This is a genomic window from Corallococcus sp. AS-1-12, assembly GCF_020036995.1.
Lineage (GTDB): Bacteria > Myxococcota > Myxococcia > Myxococcales > Myxococcaceae > Corallococcus.
The window spans coordinates 168,691-185,147 of the sequence record NZ_JAIQDD010000010.1 but is presented as its reverse complement, the minus strand read 5'-3'; the positions used below and the strand labels follow the sequence as shown (position 1 = coordinate 185,147).

The following is a 16,457-nucleotide window of genomic DNA, read 5'->3' as shown; positions in this document are numbered from 1 at the left end:
ACAGGAGACATCCATGACAACGATCATCGCCATTGGCCTGGGCATTCTGGGCCTGTTGCTCCTTGGCTTGTGGCTGCGGACACAGAGCCGGCTCAAAGCCGTCCAGGAACGATTCAAGCCCATCCTGGACCTGGAGGCCGAACGGCGCCGGGTCGCGGAGGAGTTGACGCGGGCCCGCACGGACGCGACCACCGCGATGGCCGCGGAACAGAAGCGGGTCCAGGACGATTTGGCGAAGGCACGGAGCGAAGCGGACAGTGCACTGGCGGCGGAGCGGAAGCGGGTAGAGACCGAGCTTGCCCGGGCAAAAGCGGACGTTGAGCAGGCCATCGCCGCTGAGCAGGGCCGAGCGAAAGCGGAGTTGAACCGGCTCCGCGAAGAGACGAGCCGGACGACGCAAAGCGCGACGCGCGCCATGGAGGAGGCAGAAGCCCGTCGAAAGCAGGCGAACGCTGAGCGGACCAACCTGGAGTCAGGCATCGCCCGCCTGAGGGCCGAGTTGAAGGCACTGGAGGAAGAGGAGGTCCTGCTCTCCTTCGGCTTCTACAAACCGGTGTACGCGCTGGCGTCGGTCAAGGAGTACGAGGACCGGCTGGAGAAGATCCGCGACGCTCAGAAGCAGATGCTGAAGAACAAGGAAGCCGCCACGTGCTCCATTCAGTGGGAAGTGAATGGAAGCAAGGCGGAAGGCAAGAAGCAGATTGAGCGGACCTTGAAGCTGATGCTCCGGGCCTTCAATGGCGAGGCGGACGCGTGTGTAGCGAAGGTGTCCTACAAGAACGTCAAGGCCATGGAGACGCGCATCGAGAAGGCAGCCGCCGCCATCAATGGTCTCGCGGAGATCCAGCAGTGCGTCATCGCCAGGCGCTACGTCAAGCTCAAGGTCGAGGAGCTGATGCTCGCGTACGAGTACGAGGAGAAGGTGCAGCAGGAGCGTGACGAGCAGCGCCGGATCCGGGAGCAGATGCGTGAGGAGGAAGCCGCCCAACGCGAGTTGGAGAAGGCGAAGCTGGAAGCGGAGCGCGAAGCGAAGCGCGATGCAGAAGCGCTGGCCAAGGCGCGGGCGGACTACGAGCAGGCGAAGGGCTCGGAGCAGCAGAAGCTGATGGAGCGCATCGCGGAGCTGGAGCGCCGTGTGGCAGAAGACATGGAGAAGCAGCGCGCCATCTCCCAGGCACAGCTCACCCGCACCGGGCACGTCTACGTCATCTCCAATATTGGTTCCTTCGGCGAGGGCGTGTTCAAGCTGGGGATGACCCGACGATTGGTCCCCCAGGACCGCATCGATGAACTTGGAGATGCCTCGGTGCCGTTCGAGTTCGATGTCCACGCCATCATCCGGACCTCGGACGCCCCTGCCCTGGAGAACGCCCTGCACAAGGCCTTCGCGAACCGGCGAGTCAACCGCATCAATGAGCGAAAGGAGTTCTTCCGCGTCGGCCTGGATGAGATCGCGGAGGCAGTCCGCAAGCATCACGGTGAGTTTGAACTGACCCGGGCGGCCGAGGCTGCGGAATACCGGAAGACATTGGCACTCCAAGAGGAGGAACAAGGTCGACCAAGTGAGCGAGCCGCATGAATTAGGCCCCGCCTGCGGTTCTGATAGCGTTCGCCCTCGATGAGTTCCTATTCGTTCCTGCATCCCAAGGATGCTCTCCCCAACGCTGTCATCACTGCCGCCAAAAGCCGGAAAATCGCGTTTCTGGTCGGTTCCCCCTTGTCGACGCAGGAACGAGCCGACGCCCCCCAGGTGCCTGGGGTAGAGGCGATGCTGGATCTCATCCGCGAGCACGTCCCGACCGGATTCAAGGCGAGATTCGACACGGAGCGCGAGCACACCAAAGAGAACAGATACCAATGGGCCATGCATTTCGTGCAAGGCCTTGAGGACAAGAAAGTCTCCGAGAAGGTTGTTCGAGAGGCTGTGCTTCGCGCACGGGTGGACCGCCAACGCGATGGAGTAGCGACTGACGACGAACTGGATCTGGATTATGGCGGATGGGCCTTACCTCCGGCGACGGAGCATCTCGGAAGATTGCTGGTGGAGAGAGCCGATACGTTTGGCCCCGTCTTGACCACGAATTTTGATCCCCTCATCTCAGCATCGGTGAAGGTGGCTGGCGGTGATTTCCATCGCACGATCGTGACTCACGACAGCCCGTTCGGGCAGACGGTTCCTTCCTCTTCCAAATCCACGCACATCATCCACCTTCACGGCTACTGGCATGACTCGCCTACGTTGCACACTGGCATCCAGCTTGGTCGCGAGCGCAAACTCGTCTCTGCGGAGCTGATCCAGATCCTTCAAAGCCACACACTTGTCGTTATCGGATACGGCGGATGGGACGATGTCTTCACCCAGACACTCGCGGCGATTGACGTCGACAGACACAAGGATGTCGACATCCTCTGGGGTTTCTACGAGAAGAATGACGCTGTAATCGAGGCCTGCAATCCGACGCTCTTCAGCAGGGTTGCCAATTTACGAGGCAACAAAGGGCTTCGTTGTTATGGCGGAATCGATTGCCACAAATTCTTCCCTGAACTGCGTCAACACTTTGGCGCATCCGTTGCCCCGCAGTCGCCCCCTCCAAGCACAGTCCGACAGCCACCGTCGCCATCCATCCCAATCGCCTCGGCCACCAGAGCCCCTGGGCCGGCGACCTCGCCCCACTCAAGTGCGGCGAAGCCACCCGAGCCTGTGCCTTCCGCTTCGGATCGTTCCGTTTCCCGGTCCGCTCCGAAGACGGACGGCACAGGCAGCCCTTCGAAATCAGGCTCCAAGAGAATCCTGCTGTTTGCTGCTGCCGCGCTGATTGCTGGCGGCGTGGCAGCGGTCTGGCCATCCCCGAGCAAAAGCGTCAACAATGACGTCTTTGTCGTTCAGACTCCGCGCAATCTGAGACCTGTCCAGCCGCAGCCCCCGACGGCTGCTCCGGTCCCGGCACTCGCGAGCACGCTCAGAAACGTTCGCCAGCAGCATCAGGTCGTCGCCGCTTCGGACGCCGAGCGTGGGGCTCGCGTCTCGCAGCTTCCCAGGGGACGCTACGCGTTTGTACCGATGAGCACCGTTCCCACCTACAGCGCGGACACACCCATCTATGGCCCCATCCAGGAGGGGATTGAGCTTCATCGCGCGCTCTCGGATGGATCCCTGTACCTCGTGGGCTACGCGGATGCCCCAACCATCACGGCCCTGGGGTATCCGAACCCTGCGCCCATCGTCATCACGCCCACGCCCAGCAACAGAAGGGCGCAGGTCGCGAGCATTCCTGTGACTCGGATGGTCACCGCTGAAGTTCGCATGGACAAAGGCACCCGCGTGTTGGTTCTCCACCTCAACTAACAATCAATGACATTCAAAAACCGAATTCTTCTTGGGCTGACGTCGATTCTCTTGCTATCAGGCTGTGGGCCCGAAGACTCAAGCTCAGGCCCCATCACGGAGAACCCGCCACTCGAAGAAATCTGTACTGCAGCGAATTGTGCAGGCTGCTGCGATCCGACCACGAACCAGTGCGTCGAAGTTCGTACCAACGACGCGTGCGGTGTTACCGGCACCAAATGCGCGAAGTGCGCGACCGGGACCATCTGCCATCCGTCACAGCAACAGTGCTACACTCCCACCATTCGCACGAAGATCCAGCCCCTGCGCGCCACGATCGCTCCGCAGGATCCTGCTGACAACAGTGACTGGGACGTAGATGGCTCGCCACCGGATGTCGTGGTCAAGCTGTCCTGTCCCAACGCACAGCCTGCGCCCCCTTCGGAGGAAGTTGAAAGCTTCACCCCTACGTGGACGCAGGGGGCATGCGACGTCCTGAGTACCGATCTGCTTTCGGCCCCCATCCAGTTCACCGTCATTGACGTTGACACCCTCTTTGACGACCCGATTGCGTCTGCGCAGTATCAGATGACCCGAGCCGACATTGACCGTGGCGTCGTGGAGTTCACGAGTTCCGGTGCGTTGCTCTCCTTGGCCCTCCAGATCACCACATACTACGCCGAATAGACGGACACCTCGGCCCGCCGCCAGCGTTTTTGGATGCTGGCGGCCATGTTCTTGCGGAGGTTTGCCATCCAGCGCTGACAAATCGACACCCCTGAGCGTCCCCACACATTCTTGCTTTGATCCAAGCCAAGAGCCCACATGAGGCTGGAGGCAGCCTCGTACCGCAGCTCATCCGGGGCCTCGAGTCGTAAGCGCGCCGCTGCCTCAAATTCTGGATCCAGGAGGAGCGCGAGGATTTCAGCATCCACCGCGGGGCTCATCTCGACCGCTGCTTCCACATGCATCAGGATTTCCTTCCTGTCCAACCATCGGAGCGCGCGCATACCCGGGTCGAGCAGGATGGCATCCATGAATGATGGGTACCCGCCATGATCCCGGTAATAGCTCACGTCCGCATTGCCCAGCCCTGCCCGCCCATAGGTGCGAGGCCGATCCGTGCGAACACCCGCGACGCACGCTTCCTCCATGTCACAGAAGGACAACTCCGCGCCTCGGAGATCAGCGCAGCGCAGGTCCGCCTTCATCAACGTCGCTGCGGTCAAACGGGCGCCCTGAAGTCGGGCGCGACGGAATGAGCCGTGAACCAGGTTTGAAGCCGTGAGGACTGCCCCTTCCAAGGAAGCATCGTCCCAGCACGTGGCCATCGCGGCGCAAGCCATCAGGCTGGCGCGCTCCATGCGCGCCCAGGTCAGCGAGGCACCAGACAGCGTGGTGAAGTCGAGCCGCGCCTCGTTGAGCCCGCAGTCATCCAGGCGGGCGCCATCGAGCCGAACATGAACGAACTCCGCGCCCGGTAGCTCTTCCTGAGCGAGGTCGATGCCTCGGAGATCCCCCACGTGGGGTCCCAATGCATCTGCTCCCGGAAAGCCCTTGAGGACTTCACGCCAGGGTCCTTGAAATCCCGAGGCGATCAAGCGCTCGCGCCGGCGCTGACCATCGGGTGTGAGCCAGCGTTCTGCCAGGTCGGATCGCATGACCGGGCTATAACATCCAGAACCAAAGGCATTCGATGACCCTCCACGCATCCACCGTGCACTCCAGCTCCCGAAGGCTCATCGGGCTCCTGTTGGCGCTGCTGCCTTTCCATGTCGGCGCTGTCCCCGTGTCTGCGGAGGCGTTGGTGGGCATCTGGGGCAGTGAGCGTATTCTTGGGCCTCAGGTTCAGGGTGAGCTGACGCTGGTCCGGCATGGGGACACCTGGCGCGCGCGCATCGGCGGATTCGATGTTCCTGCCCGGTTCGAGGGCTGCAAGGTGTCCGTCGTCTTCCCAGGAGGAGAACTCCGAGCGACGTTGATGGAGAACAGTCAGAGCATCACGGGTCACTGGATCCAACCGCGTGTGCTCATGAGCGGCATGAAGTTCGCCTCTCCCGTGGAACTGCGCGCGCTCCAGCCGGGTGTCTGGCGCGGCAACGTGGCTCCGCTGGAGGACCGGTTCTCGCTGTATCTTGTCGTCCAGAAGCAGCCTGACGGCTCCGTGACGGCGTTCATTCGCAACCCGGAGCGGAACTTCGGCAACCGGATGCTGTTCCGTGTGGAGCTTCAGGACCGCACGGTCCGGCTCACGGACACCAAGAGTGACACCCAGATTGAAGGCACGTTCGACGAGCAGTCCGGACGGCTGTCTCTCCCCTACCCTCCCTTTGACACGAGCTTCGACTTCACTCGTCGGGACCGCTCGCAGGCCGTGGGGCTCTACTCCCGCACTCCTGCTCCTGGCCCCTACGCCTACCAGAAGCCCATCGCGGAGGACGATGGCTGGACCACGGCCTCCCCTGCGGACGTCGGCATGGACGTCCAGCCGCTCCAGCAGCTCGTGCAGCGCATCCTCGACCAGGAACCGAGCCCGGAGTCCGTGCCCGCCATCCAGGGCCTGCTCATCGCGCGCCACGGAAAGCTCATCGTCGAAGAGTACTTCCAGGGCTTCGACAAGGAGCGTCCCCACGACCTGCGGTCCTCCTCCAAGTCCTATGCGTCCCTGCTCATCGGCATCGCCCTGGACCAGGGCGCCCCGTTCACCGTGGACACGCCCGTCGTCTCACTCTTCCCTGAGTACAAGGGCAAGCTCTCCAACCTGGACGCTCGCAAGCGCAAGGTCACCGTCGCGCACCTGATGACCATGGCGACGGGCCTGGCCTGTGACGACGACAATCCAGAGTCACCCGGCAACGAGGACCGGCTCGAGGACTCCGTACCGGATTGGTACAAGTACACGCTGGACCTCCCCATGGTCCGCGCTCCCGGCGGCGGGAAGGCCGTGTACTGCTCCGCGAACATCAACCTCCTCGGCGGCGTCCTCCGCAACACCACCCGTACCTGGATCCCCGAGTTCTTCACGAAGAACGTCGCCACGCCCCTCCAGATGCGCGGCTACCACCTGGACCTCATGCCCGACGGTGAGCAGTACCTGGGTGGCGGCATCTACATGCGCCCTCGTGACGCCCTGAAGCTCGGGCAGCTCTACCTCTCCGGCGGCACCTGGAACGGGAAGCGCGTGGTCAGCCAGCGCTGGGTGGAACGCTCCGTCGCGAAACAGGCGACGATGCCAGACGGGCGAACCTATGGCTACACGTGGTGGCGCCATGAGCTTCGCGTCGGTGACCGGGTGTATTCGCAGTACGAAGCCAGCGGGAACGGTGGCCAGCTCGTGATGGTCGTCCCGGAGCTGGACCTCGTCGTGCTCTTCACCGCGGGCAACTACAACCACGTCTCCCTCTGGCGGAAGTTCCGCGAGGAGCTCCTGCCCCGGTACATCATGGCCGCGGTCTCCCCTCCCCCGCGGCCCTGAGCCTCGCTCAATCGCGGTCCGGCGCTCCCAGCGGGAAGAGATGCCGATACGGCCGGCCCCCGTCCACCGCGCGGGCCACGGACGGACGCGCGAGCAACCTCGCACGATAGGCGCGCAGTTGGGGACACGACTCGGGAATCCGGTGCGTCCAGTCCGCGTAGAACAGCGACGGTGCCGCCGCACAGTCCGCCAGTGTGAAGTCGTTGCCCGCCGCCCAGATCCGGCCACCCAACTGCCCTTCAATCCAGCCGTAGGCGCGCTCCAGCTTCTCCACCGCCAGCTTCATCCCGTCCTGGCGCTTCACCGGGTCCCCCGTCAACGCCCCGTCCACGGCGTGCTGGGCCGCGTTCATGACGTGCAGGTCGAAGAACCGGTCGAGGAACCGCACGTCCAGCGCGGCCATCGGATCCTCGGGCAGCAGGCGCACCGGCCCGGGATGCTTGAGCTGCAGGTACTCGATGATGATGCTCGTCTCGACGACCTGACGGTCACCGTCCACCAGCAGCGGGAACTTGCGCAGCGGCCAGCGGCGCAGCCACTCGGCTGAGTGCTCCGGCGTCTCCGGGCTGATGCTTCGAAACTCGAAGGGTGTTCCGTTCTCATACAGCGCGATGAGCACCTTCTGCGTGTACGAAGAGAAATAGTGACCGTAGACCGCGAGCGACATCGTCCGACCCCTTGCGTTTCACAACGGGTTGAACCGTATTTCGACCCCTTGCATACTGCAAGCAGCATCCCCAGGAGCACGGCCATGCCGCAGACAGGGCGCTCCGGCTGCCCCATCAACCTGACGCTCGAACAGCTCGGCGACCGCTGGAGCCTGATCGTCATCCGCGACGTCATGTTCGGGAACCGGCGCAGCTACGGCGACCTGCTCTCCCGGAGCGAGGAGGGCATCGCCTCCAACATCCTCGCGGACCGGCTGAAGCGCCTGACCGCGTCCGGCCTGCTGTCGCGCCGCCCGGATCCGAACCACCAGCAGAAGGGCATCTACAGCCTCACGGAGGCGTCCATCCAATTGGTGCCCCTGCTCGCGCACATGGGCGCCTGGGGCCGCCGGCACACGCAGGTGACCGAGGAGCTTTCGGTGCGCGCGGAGCTGCTTGAAAAGGGCGGCCCGCCCCTCTGGGACGCGTTCATGAAGGAGTTGCGCCACCTGCACCTGGACGCGCCGCGCCCTTCCCGCTCGGTGTTCCGGGAGCTTCAGGCCGCCTACGAGAAAGCCATCGCACGCAAGGCCCGGGACGGAAGGCCCTGAAGCGGGTAGCGTTCACCGCGCTCATGAAAGTCCTCGGCGGTTGGCTGTTCATCCTGATGTGCGCGCTGTGGCTCCCCGCCTGCGGTCCCTACGACTGCACCCCGGAGAACTGCGCGGACGGGTGCTGCTCCTCGTTCAACGAGTGCATCTCGTTCCGGAGCGACTCGGAATGCGGCCCCGATGGCAGCGTCTGTGAACCCTGCGCGGAGGGCAGTGTCTGCCGGCTCGACCAGCACACCTGCTACGTGGGCGTGATGCGCACCTTCATCCAGCCCCGGTACGCCACCATCGCGGACGCCGACCCGGACACGGGCGAGGACTGGGACTCCGACGGCTCCCCGCCGGACGTCGTCGTGGAGATGAACTGCCCCTCCGCTCCCGAACGCACCCGCACCGAGGAAAGCGAGAGCTGGGATCCCGAATGGCGCACCGGCGGCTGCCAGATCATCACCTCCAACCTGCAGCGCTACCCGCTCGAAATCTCCATCTTCGACAACGACAACTACACCTTCGATGACGAGTTCGGCGGCCTCTCCTACCAGGTCACCCACGGAGACCTGAACCGGGGCCGCATCGAGCTCTCCATCCCGCCCATCGTGAAGACGCTCGTCTTCGACCTGAGCCACAACTACGCGCCGCGCTGAGCCGGGCCCGGCTGTAACCGCCCGCTCGCCCCCTGCGTAGTCCTGGCCATGCGCGCCCACCTCCTGCCGCTCATGGTCCTGTTCTCCACCGCCTGCGGCCCCTCCTCCTCCGTGGACGAGGGCCTCGGCGTCGTCCAGGGCATCGACACGTCCGAGACCGGCATCACCGCCTTCGTCCGCTCGGGCCAGTACTCCTCCTGGCTCGCGGAGCCCTCGGTCCACGACACACGCGCGCCCCATGGCAGCAAGGTCCGCGTGTTCTTCAACGACGTCGTCGCGCGTTCGCTCCGCGACGGCAACGCCACGCATCCCGTGGGCAGCATCCTGGTGAAGGAGCTCTTCGAGGACGACGGGAGGACGCTCCGGGGCCACGCGCTGGACGTGAAGGTCTCGGAAGGCCCCGGCAAGGACACCTGGATCTTCTACGAGGGCTTCGGGCCCGACTACACCCGGAACTACTACGGCCGCGCCCACTCGACCTGTCACGGCTGCCACTCCGACGGGGTGGACTACGTCACCTCCCCCCTGCCGTGAAAATGACGACGGGCGGCCCCCTTTCGAGGACCGCCCGCCGGTGGACGACACGGCCTACCGCGTGGCGGACCTGCGGCGCATCAGGAACACGCCCAGGCCCACGCCCGCCGCCCACTTCGCCGCGGCGGCCAGCGGCGTCTTGCTCAGCGCCACCGGGCGGCTCTCGTAACGCGGCTCGGGCGGGATGGGACGGAAGTCCGTGGCGCCGGGCAGGCTCGCGCCCCGCTCCTCCGCCTCCGACTTCGTCACGTTCGGTCCCGGCGCGTTCGGGTCTCGCGCGCCCGGCGACTTCCCTTCCGGCGACTTGTGCTCGAGGATGCCGTTGATCTCCGCGCCCAGCAGCACGACCATGCAGGAGATCTGCATCCACAGCAGCATCACGATGACACCGCCGATGGCGCCGTAGTTCACGTCGTACGAGCCGAAGTTCGACACGTACTTCGAGAAGCCCCACGAGGCGATGACCCAGATGATCACGCTCACCACCGACCCCGGGGTGATGAACTTGAACTTCTGCTTCACGTCCGGCAGCACGTAGTACAGCACCGCCAGGAGCAGCATCATCAGCAGGCCCGCCACCGGCATGCGCAGCCACAGCACGATGCTGGTAAACGGCTCGCCCAGCTTGTTCGCGATGGCCGGCGTCACGATGGCGACCAGCGCCGCCAGCACCACCGTCACCGCCGTCCCCAGCGTCGTCAGGAGCGCGATGCCGCGCTTCTTCCAGAACGGGCGCTTCTCCGTCACGCCGTAGACCGTGTTGAGCGCCTCCATCAGCGCCACCACACCGCCCGACGCCGCCCAGATGGCGCCCACGCCGCCGATGGTCAGGAGCCCCACCGGGTTGCTGCTCGCCAGCGCCTCCAGGCGCTCGCCGAGGATCTTCGTCACCTCCTGCGGCGCCACCTTCGACAGCTCCTGGATGAGCTGCTGCGCCTGGTGCGGATCAATCAGCACGCCCGCGAGCGACACGAGGAACAGCAAGAACGGGAAGAGCGCGAGGATGCTCTGGAACGTCAGCGCCCCCGCGACGTTGCCCACGTTGTCGCGCCCCCACTCGTCCTTGAGGGATTTGAAGAACTCCTTCCAACTCATTCCCCTGCCGGGCAGGACCATGCGTCTCCTCCTTGGAGGAGATTGGGCATTCCATCCCCCGGCTGGCTTCCACCCCCGGGACGAGGCCCGCCCCCCTGCCTGCTCACCGCGCAGGAGGCGGGGAATGGCAAGCCCCCCACGCCACGCCTGCCCGGCCGCCTTTCACGTCAGAAGACGGGCAGCACGGGCGCGTCCTTCAGCCGGGGCGCGCGCTGATCCTTGGGCGAGAGCAGGGGCTCCTTCACGGGCCAGGGGATGGCCAGGTCCGGATCATTCCAGACCACGCTGCGCTCGGACTCCGGGGAGTACAGCGCGGTGCACTTGTAGAAGAAGTCCGCCGAGTCGCTCACCACGCAGAACCCGTGCGCGAAGCCCGCCGGCACCCAGAGCTGGTGCTTGTTCTCGCCCGTCAGCTCCGCGGCCACCCAGCGGCCGAACGTGGGCGACCCCTTGCGGATGTCCACCGCCACGTCCCACACCGCGCCCGCCAGGCACTGCACCAGCTTGCCCTGCGCGTTCGGCTCCTGGAAGTGCAGCCCTCGCAGCGTGCCCTTCACCGAGCGCGACAGGTTGTCCTGCACGAACGGACCCACGACGCCCACGTCCGCGTAGCGCTTCGCGTGGAAGGACTCGAGGAAGAAGCCCCGGTCGTCGCCGAACACCTTCGGCTCGATGAGCAGGACGTCCGGAATCGCCAGCGGGGTGACCTTCACGACACCGCCCCCCGCTTCTCCACCAGGTCCAACAGGTACTGGCCGTATTCGTTCTTGCGCATGGGCTCCGCCAGCGCCGTCAGCCGCTGCTCGTCGATGTAGCCCATGCGGAAGGCGATCTCCTCCGGACAGGCCACCTTGAGGCCCTGACGGCGCTCGATGATCTCGATGTAGTTGGAGGCCTGCATCAGCGACTCGTGCGTGCCGGTGTCCAGCCACGCATAGCCGCGTCCCATCAGCTCCACGTTGAGCTGGCCGCGGCGCAGGTACTCCGCGTTGACGTCGGTGATCTCATACTCGCCGCGCTTGCCCGGCTTGAGGTTCGCCGCGATGTCGATGACCTGGTTGTCGTAGAAGTACAGGCCCGTGACGGCGTAGTGCGACTTGGGCTTCGCCGGCTTCTCCTCGATGCTGACGGCCTTGTGCTGGGCGTTGAGCTCCACCACGCCGTAGCGCTCCGGATCCTTCACGTAGTAGCCGAACACCGTGGCGCCCTGCGTGCGCTTCGACGCGCGCTGCGTGAGCTCCCCCATGCCGTGGCCGTAGAAGATGTTGTCCCCCAGGATGAGCGACACCGGATCCTTGCCCACGAAGTCCCGGCCGATGACGAACGCCTGCGCCAGGCCCTCCGGGCGCGGCTGCTCGGCGTACTGGAGGCGGATGCCCCACTGCTCCCCGTCGCCCAGCAGCTCGCGGAAGCGCGGCAGGTCCTGCGGCGTGGAGATGACGAGGATCTCCCGGATGCCCGCCAGCATCAGCGTCGTCAGCGGGTAGTAGATCATCGGCTTGTCGTAGACGGGCAGCAGTTGCTTGCTCACCACGCGCGTCAGCGGGTACAGGCGCGTGCCCGAACCCCCGGCCAGAATGATTCCCTTCATGCGTGCTCCCCTGTGTTCCACGGCGCGGCCGCGAAACGGATGCGCGCGGCCCGGCCGCCACGCGCGGATGCTCAACCGGCGCGGTGCGCCTTCCAGGCCGCGTGGAAGCGCGCCAGGGACTCCGCCAGCTCCAGCGGTTGGGCCTTCAGCTCCGTACGAACCTTGTCCGTCTTGAGGCCGCTTCGCAGCGGGCGGGGGCTGGCCAGCTTCAGGTCCGCCATCCGCGTGGGGGTGATGAGCGACGCGTCGAAGCCGAACACCTCGCAGAGCGCCCGGCCGAAGCCCACCCGGTCGATGACCGTGCCACCGCAGGTGTTCCACACGCCGCCGAGCCGCCGCTCGCCCAGCTCCACCAGCATGGCGGCCACGCTGTCCGCGAAGCTGGGGGACACCACCTGGTCCTCGAAGAGCTTCACCGGCTGGCCCTTCTCCAGCGCCCCCACCAGCCAGGCCCCGAAGTTGGGGCGCCCCGCCGCGGGCCAGCCGTACACCACCGCGGTGCGCGCGATGGCGCAGCCCGGCACGAAGACGCGCGCGGCCTGCTCGGCCATGTGCTTGGTCAGCGCGTAGACGCCGCGCGGGTTGGGCAGCGCGTCCTCCGAATAGGGCCCCGCGTCCCCGTCGAAGACGTAGTCCGTGGAGACGTGCACCAGGTGCGCGCCCGCCGCCTTCGCCGCGCGGGCCACCGCCGCGGTGGCGTGGACGTTCGCCGCGTAGGCCGCGTCCGGGTCCTTCTCACACGCGTCCACCTCCGTCATGGAGGCGGGGTGGATGATGGCCTCCGGACGGGCCTGGGCGATGGCCGAGGCCACGTCCTGCTCGCGCGTGAGGTCCACCTCCACGTAGCCGTGCGTGCCCCCCGTGCGCCGGGGCCCGCGCCCCAGGCCCACGACTTCGTGTCCGCGCCCGGTCAACTGCGCGCAGACGCGGCTGCCCACCAGGCCGTTGGCCCCCGTGACGACGAAGCGCATGGCGCTAACCCCGCCCCTGCAGACGGGCCTTGTACTGGGTGTCGAAGTACTGGCGGTACGCGCCGCTGGTGACGCTCTCCCACCAGGCGCGGTGCTCCACGTACCAGGTCACCGTCTCCGCCAGCCCCTGCTCGAAGGTGTGCTTCGGCTGATAGCCCAGCTCCGTGCGGATCTTCGTGGGGTCGATGGCGTAGCGCCGGTCATGGCCGGGCCGGTCCGCCACGTACTGGATGAGCGACTCGGGCTTGTTGAGCAGGCCCAGGATGCCCTTGACGATCTCGATGTTGCGCCGCTCGGAGCCGCCGCCGATGTTGTAGACCTCGCCCGCGCGGCCCTTCTCCAGCGCCACCAGCAGGCCCTGGCAGTGGTCCTCCACGTGGAGCCAGTCGCGCACGTTGGCGCCGTCGCCGTAGACGGGCAGCGGCTTGTCGTGCAGCGCGTTCACCACCATCAGCGGGATGAGCTTCTCCGGGAACTGGTAGCGGCCGTAGTTGTTCGAGCAGCGCGTCACCACCACGTCCATCTTGAACGTGTGGTGGTAGGCCAGCGCGATGAGGTCCGAGGACGTCTTGGAGGCGGAGTACGGGCTGGAGGGCTGCAGCGGAGAGGTCTCCGTGAAGGCGCCCGTGGGGCCCAGCGAGCCGTAGACCTCGTCGGTGGAGACCATCAGGAAGCGCTTCACGCCCCGGGCGCGGCAGGCCTCCAGGAGCTGCTGGGTGCCCAGCACGTTGGTGTTGATGAACACCTCCGGGCCCAGGATGGAGCGGTCCACGTGGCTCTCGGCCGCCAGGTGCATCACGGCGTCGACGCCGTGCTGGACGAGCAGGTGCTCCACCAGCTCCCGGTTGCCGATGTCGCCGCGCACGAAGACGTGCTTCGGGTCGCCTTCCAGGTCGGCGAGGGTCTCGAGGTTGCCCGCGTACGTGAGCTTGTCGAGGTTGATGATCTTCCAGTCGGGCCGCTCGCGGCGGAGGTACTTCACCAGGTTGGAGCCGATGAAGCCGCAGCCCCCTGTCACCAGGACGTTCATTGACACGCCACCACTCGTACGTCGGGAGAAAGCGCCCTCCGTAGCGGAGGGACGGATCCCCGTCAAGGCAAGCGCGCGACCACTTGTGGCCGGTCCGGGCCAGGGGTAAATGCCTTGCCCAACGTGAGCCTCTGGAACAGCAAGCGAGGGACCGCGTCCTCGAGCGCCGGAGCGGTCCACCAGCTCGTGCCGCGGCTGGCCTGGGGCGACGCCGTGGGCAACCAGGTGCGCTACCTGCGCGACCTGCTGCGCGGGTGGGGGTACGCGTCGGAGATCTACGCGGAGCAGTGGGACGAGGCGTGCCGCGACGAGGTGCGCCCCGCCCTGGACTACGCCCGCGACGCGGGCCGGGACACCGCGCTGCTCGTCCACCACAGCTTCGAGTCGCGGCTGGTGCCGCTGGTGGCCAAGGCCAAGGGGCGCAAGGCGCTGCTGTACCACAACGTCACGCCCGAGCGGTTCTTCGAGGGCACGGACCGCCACGTCGCCCGCGGCTGCATGCTGGCGCGCGAGGAGCTGCTCCAGCTCCGCGAGCACGTGACGCACGCCTGGGCCTACTCGCACTTCAGCGTGGAGGAGCTGTCCGCCGCGGGCTACCCGGACGCGAGCGTCCTGCCCTTCGCGGTGGACTGGAACGCGTTCAACGTGGCGCCGGACGCGGCCCTGCGCGAGCAGATGGCGGACGGGTGCGCCAACGTGCTCTTCGTGGGCCGCACCGTGCCCAGCAAGCGGCTGGAGGACGTGCTGCGCGTCTTCACCGCCTACCAGCGCCTGTACCAGCCCCGGAGCCGGCTGCTGGTGGCGGGGACGCTCTACAGCAGCGCGCCCTATGACGCGTCCGTGCTGGCGCTGCGCGAGCAACTGGGCCCGGATCGCGTGGTGTTCCTGGGGCGGGTGGACGCCGCCCAGTTGTCCGCATGCTTCGCCTCCGCCACCGCGTACCTCTCCATGAGCCGCCACGAGGGCTTCGGCGTGCCGCTGCTGGAGGCCATGTACCGGGGCGTGCCGGTGGTGGCCTACGGCGCCGCGGCGGTGCCGGAGACCATGGGCGGCGCGGGCCTCACCACCCTGTCGGACGACCCCGCGCAGGTGGCGGGGCTGCTGGCGGTGCTGGAGCGCGACCCCGCCCTGCGCTCGCGGGTGGTGGAGGCGCAGCGCCAGCGCCTGGCGTCCCTGGACCAGCAGGCCGTGGCCCAGCGCGTGCGCGAGGCGCTCACGCCCTTCCTCCAGGGCGCCGCGCCCCACGCCCGCCCTCCCGCCGGACCCGCCGCCACCGTCGTGTGCCCGGGCTTCGACGCCGCGCCGGACGCGCCCATGTCCCGGCTGGCGCGCGCGGTGGTGGACCGGCTGCCGGACGCGAGCCTGTGGACGGTGCGCCGGCAGGTGCTGCCCCTCCAGTTGGCCCCGCGCGACGAGCATGAGGGCGTGACGCGGGTGCGGCGCTTCACGCCGGACGAGCCCTCCTTCGGGTTGGAGGGGGTCAGCCCGCCGTCGTCGTCGCTGGAGACGGGCGTGCGGTGCGCCTCCGGGCCGCTGCTGTTCGCGGGCGCCGGGGAGGAGGTCGCCCGGAGGACCGTGTCGCGGCTGCCGCCGGAGGCGTGCGTCGCGGGCGTCTGGGAGGCCCGCCGCGCGCCGGACGCGGGCGTCAAGCAGGTCCTGGGAAAGAAGCTGTGGGAGCTCACCCCGGGGCGCGACCTGGTGTCGCTCGCGGCGGAGCTGGCGAGGGAGCTGGACGTGGGAGGACACCCGCATGCGCGCTGAGGACCTCATCACCCGCGACCCCACGGTGGAGGCGGTGCTGGAGTCCCTGGCGCGGCTGCCCACGCCGGAGCCCGAGAAGGTGGAGGCGCTGCGCCGGCGCCTCGCCGCCACCCAGGCCCCGGCCATCAACGCCGCGTGGCCCCCGTTCCTGGAGGGCGCGCGGCTGAAGCGCGACGCGCGCTACGCGGATCCGCCTTCATCCCACCGGCCCCTGGTGGGGCCCGCGCTGGTGATGGCCAAGCGCGCCTTCCGGCTGGCGTTCCAGCCCTTCATCAACGAGGCGCTCCGGCGGCAGGTGGAGTTCAACGAGGCCATCCTGGACGCGCTCGCGCTCATCCACGAGCACCAGCGCGTCCAGGCGCGCACGCAGTCCCTGTGGCGCCAGGAGGTGGAGCGCCAGTTGGAGCAGTTGCTGTCGCGCCTGCCTCCGCCCCCACAGGAGCCCCCGAAGGAGCCGCCGCGCCGCGCGCCCTCGCGGCGCCGGGGCCGCTGACCGGCCTGGGAGCCGGGCGGCCACGTGACGGGGGGTGCGCGGAAGCGTCAGGGACACCTTCGGGGGCCTGGACTTCGAGGCCGACAGCCTGGCGGACCGGGCGCGCGCCCTGCGCAGGCTCCCCCGGCCGCTCGTCTCCCTGGCGGGCCAGGGGCTGGGAGCGCTGGCCCGGGGCCTGAGGTTGGAGGACGCGGGTATCTTCGTCGAGCGAGTGGTGGAGAACCGAGCGTAGCGGGTTGTTCGCGCGTGCCGGGTAACGGTAGAAGGCCCGGAAGACGCA

The 16,457-nt window shown here is 67.2% G+C and carries 16 protein-coding genes; 9 read left to right on the top strand and 7 right to left on the bottom strand.

Features of this window, described 5'->3' with window-relative positions; translation table 11 throughout:
- The first annotated feature begins 13 nt into the window (after positions 1–13).
- Together K8556_RS18860 and K8556_RS18855 are read left to right on the top strand one after the other, a co-directional pair.
- Entirely contained in the window at positions 14–1,579 is a 1,566-nt protein-coding gene (locus K8556_RS18860; protein ID WP_223741450.1) for a DUF4041 domain-containing protein, read from the top strand.
- Between the two features lie 39 nt (positions 1,580–1,618).
- Positions 1,619–3,346, top strand: coding sequence for an SIR2 family protein (locus K8556_RS18855; RefSeq protein WP_223741449.1), 1,728 nt, complete (start codon positions 1,619–1,621; stop codon positions 3,344–3,346).
- A gap of 653 nt (positions 3,347–3,999) precedes the next feature.
- On the opposite strand, the gene K8556_RS18850 is transcribed toward K8556_RS18855, so the two are convergent.
- Positions 4,000–4,986, bottom strand: a complete 987-nt coding sequence (locus K8556_RS18850; RefSeq protein WP_223741448.1) for a pentapeptide repeat-containing protein — start codon at positions 4,984–4,986, stop codon at positions 4,000–4,002.
- Between the two features lie 380 nt (positions 4,987–5,366).
- Here K8556_RS18850 and K8556_RS18845 point away from each other — a divergent pair, with 380 nt between their 5' ends.
- On the top strand, positions 5,367–6,800 hold the full coding sequence (locus K8556_RS18845) for a serine hydrolase (RefSeq protein WP_223741447.1): 1,434 nt from the start codon (positions 5,367–5,369) through the stop codon (positions 6,798–6,800).
- Positions 6,801–6,807: 7 nt separating this feature from the next.
- On the opposite strand, the gene K8556_RS18840 is transcribed toward K8556_RS18845, so the two are convergent.
- Complete coding sequence (locus tag K8556_RS18840; RefSeq protein ID WP_223741446.1) at positions 6,808–7,467, bottom strand: glutathione S-transferase family protein; 660 nt, start codon at positions 7,465–7,467, stop codon at positions 6,808–6,810.
- An 84-nt stretch (positions 7,468–7,551) separates the two neighbouring features.
- Between K8556_RS18840 and K8556_RS18835 the strand changes: the two genes are divergently transcribed.
- From K8556_RS18835 to K8556_RS18825, 3 genes are read left to right on the top strand one after another with little or no spacing between them, the layout of a single operon-like run.
- Positions 7,552–8,058: a helix-turn-helix domain-containing protein gene (locus tag K8556_RS18835; protein WP_223741445.1), complete on the top strand. Its 507-nt coding sequence runs from the start codon at positions 7,552–7,554 to the stop codon at positions 8,056–8,058.
- A gap of 23 nt (positions 8,059–8,081) precedes the next feature.
- Positions 8,082–8,702, top strand: a complete 621-nt coding sequence (locus tag K8556_RS18830; RefSeq protein ID WP_223741444.1) for a hypothetical protein — start codon at positions 8,082–8,084, stop codon at positions 8,700–8,702.
- A gap of 48 nt (positions 8,703–8,750) precedes the next feature.
- Entirely contained in the window at positions 8,751–9,236 is a 486-nt protein-coding gene (locus K8556_RS18825; RefSeq protein ID WP_223741443.1) for a hypothetical protein, read from the top strand.
- A 54-nt stretch (positions 9,237–9,290) separates the two neighbouring features.
- Here K8556_RS18825 and K8556_RS18820 read toward each other — a convergent pair whose 3' ends face one another.
- From K8556_RS18820 to rfbB, 5 genes are all read right to left on the bottom strand, one after another.
- Positions 9,291–10,352 (bottom strand): YihY/virulence factor BrkB family protein, encoded by a 1,062-nt coding sequence (locus tag K8556_RS18820; protein ID WP_223741442.1) that lies wholly within the window; start codon positions 10,350–10,352, stop codon positions 9,291–9,293.
- A 146-nt stretch (positions 10,353–10,498) separates the two neighbouring features.
- On the bottom strand, positions 10,499–11,044 hold the full coding sequence (gene rfbC / locus K8556_RS18815) for a dTDP-4-dehydrorhamnose 3,5-epimerase (protein ID WP_223741441.1): 546 nt from the start codon (positions 11,042–11,044) through the stop codon (positions 10,499–10,501).
- A complete protein-coding gene (gene rfbA / locus K8556_RS18810; RefSeq protein ID WP_206793278.1) occupies positions 11,041–11,922 on the bottom strand; it encodes a glucose-1-phosphate thymidylyltransferase RfbA in 882 nt (293 codons plus the stop codon). The genes rfbC and rfbA overlap by 4 nt, the downstream gene beginning before the upstream one ends.
- A gap of 71 nt (positions 11,923–11,993) precedes the next feature.
- Complete coding sequence (locus K8556_RS18805) at positions 11,994–12,893, bottom strand: SDR family oxidoreductase (RefSeq protein WP_223741440.1); 900 nt, start codon at positions 12,891–12,893, stop codon at positions 11,994–11,996.
- 4 nt (positions 12,894–12,897) lie between these two features.
- The gene (rfbB, locus tag K8556_RS18800; RefSeq protein ID WP_223741535.1) at positions 12,898–13,923 is read right to left on the bottom strand and encodes a dTDP-glucose 4,6-dehydratase; all 1,026 of its coding nucleotides are present in this window, start codon (positions 13,921–13,923) and stop codon (positions 12,898–12,900) included.
- A 123-nt stretch (positions 13,924–14,046) separates the two neighbouring features.
- On the opposite strand from rfbB, the gene K8556_RS18795 reads away from it, so the two are divergent.
- From K8556_RS18795 to K8556_RS18785, 3 genes are read left to right on the top strand one after another with little or no spacing between them, the layout of a single operon-like run.
- Entirely contained in the window at positions 14,047–15,684 is a 1,638-nt protein-coding gene (locus K8556_RS18795) for a glycosyltransferase (RefSeq protein WP_223741534.1), read from the top strand.
- Positions 15,674–16,177, top strand: coding sequence for a hypothetical protein (locus K8556_RS18790; RefSeq protein WP_223741439.1), 504 nt, complete (start codon positions 15,674–15,676; stop codon positions 16,175–16,177). The genes K8556_RS18795 and K8556_RS18790 overlap by 11 nt, the downstream gene beginning before the upstream one ends.
- Before the next feature lie 34 nt (positions 16,178–16,211).
- Positions 16,212–16,409, top strand: a complete 198-nt coding sequence (locus K8556_RS18785) for a hypothetical protein (RefSeq protein WP_223741438.1) — start codon at positions 16,212–16,214, stop codon at positions 16,407–16,409.
- Positions 16,410–16,457: the final 48 nt, after the last annotated feature.

What these genes read in the sequence shown, in the direction of transcription:
- K8556_RS18860 (WP_223741450.1), top strand. Translation starts at nt 14, where the DNA reads ATGACAACGATCATCGCCATTGGCCTGGGCATTCTGGGCCTGTTGCTC.
- K8556_RS18855 (WP_223741449.1), top strand. Translation starts at nt 1,619, where the DNA reads ATGAGTTCCTATTCGTTCCTGCATCCCAAGGATGCTCTCCCCAACGCT.
- K8556_RS18850 (WP_223741448.1), bottom strand. Translation starts at nt 4,986, where the DNA reads ATGCGATCCGACCTGGCAGAACGCTGGCTCACACCCGATGGTCAGCGC.
- K8556_RS18845 (WP_223741447.1), top strand. Translation starts at nt 5,367, where the DNA reads ATGAAGTTCGCCTCTCCCGTGGAACTGCGCGCGCTCCAGCCGGGTGTC.
- K8556_RS18840 (WP_223741446.1), bottom strand. Translation starts at nt 7,467, where the DNA reads ATGTCGCTCGCGGTCTACGGTCACTATTTCTCTTCGTACACGCAGAAG.
- K8556_RS18835 (WP_223741445.1), top strand. Translation starts at nt 7,552, where the DNA reads ATGCCGCAGACAGGGCGCTCCGGCTGCCCCATCAACCTGACGCTCGAA.
- K8556_RS18830 (WP_223741444.1), top strand. Translation starts at nt 8,082, where the DNA reads ATGAAAGTCCTCGGCGGTTGGCTGTTCATCCTGATGTGCGCGCTGTGG.
- K8556_RS18825 (WP_223741443.1), top strand. Translation starts at nt 8,751, where the DNA reads ATGCGCGCCCACCTCCTGCCGCTCATGGTCCTGTTCTCCACCGCCTGC.
- K8556_RS18820 (WP_223741442.1), bottom strand. Translation starts at nt 10,352, where the DNA reads ATGGTCCTGCCCGGCAGGGGAATGAGTTGGAAGGAGTTCTTCAAATCC.
- rfbA (WP_206793278.1), bottom strand. Translation starts at nt 11,922, where the DNA reads ATGAAGGGAATCATTCTGGCCGGGGGTTCGGGCACGCGCCTGTACCCG.
- K8556_RS18805 (WP_223741440.1), bottom strand. Translation starts at nt 12,893, where the DNA reads ATGCGCTTCGTCGTCACGGGGGCCAACGGCCTGGTGGGCAGCCGCGTC.
- rfbB (WP_223741535.1), bottom strand. Translation starts at nt 13,923, where the DNA reads ATGAACGTCCTGGTGACAGGGGGCTGCGGCTTCATCGGCTCCAACCTG.
- K8556_RS18790 (WP_223741439.1), top strand. Translation starts at nt 15,674, where the DNA reads ATGCGCGCTGAGGACCTCATCACCCGCGACCCCACGGTGGAGGCGGTG.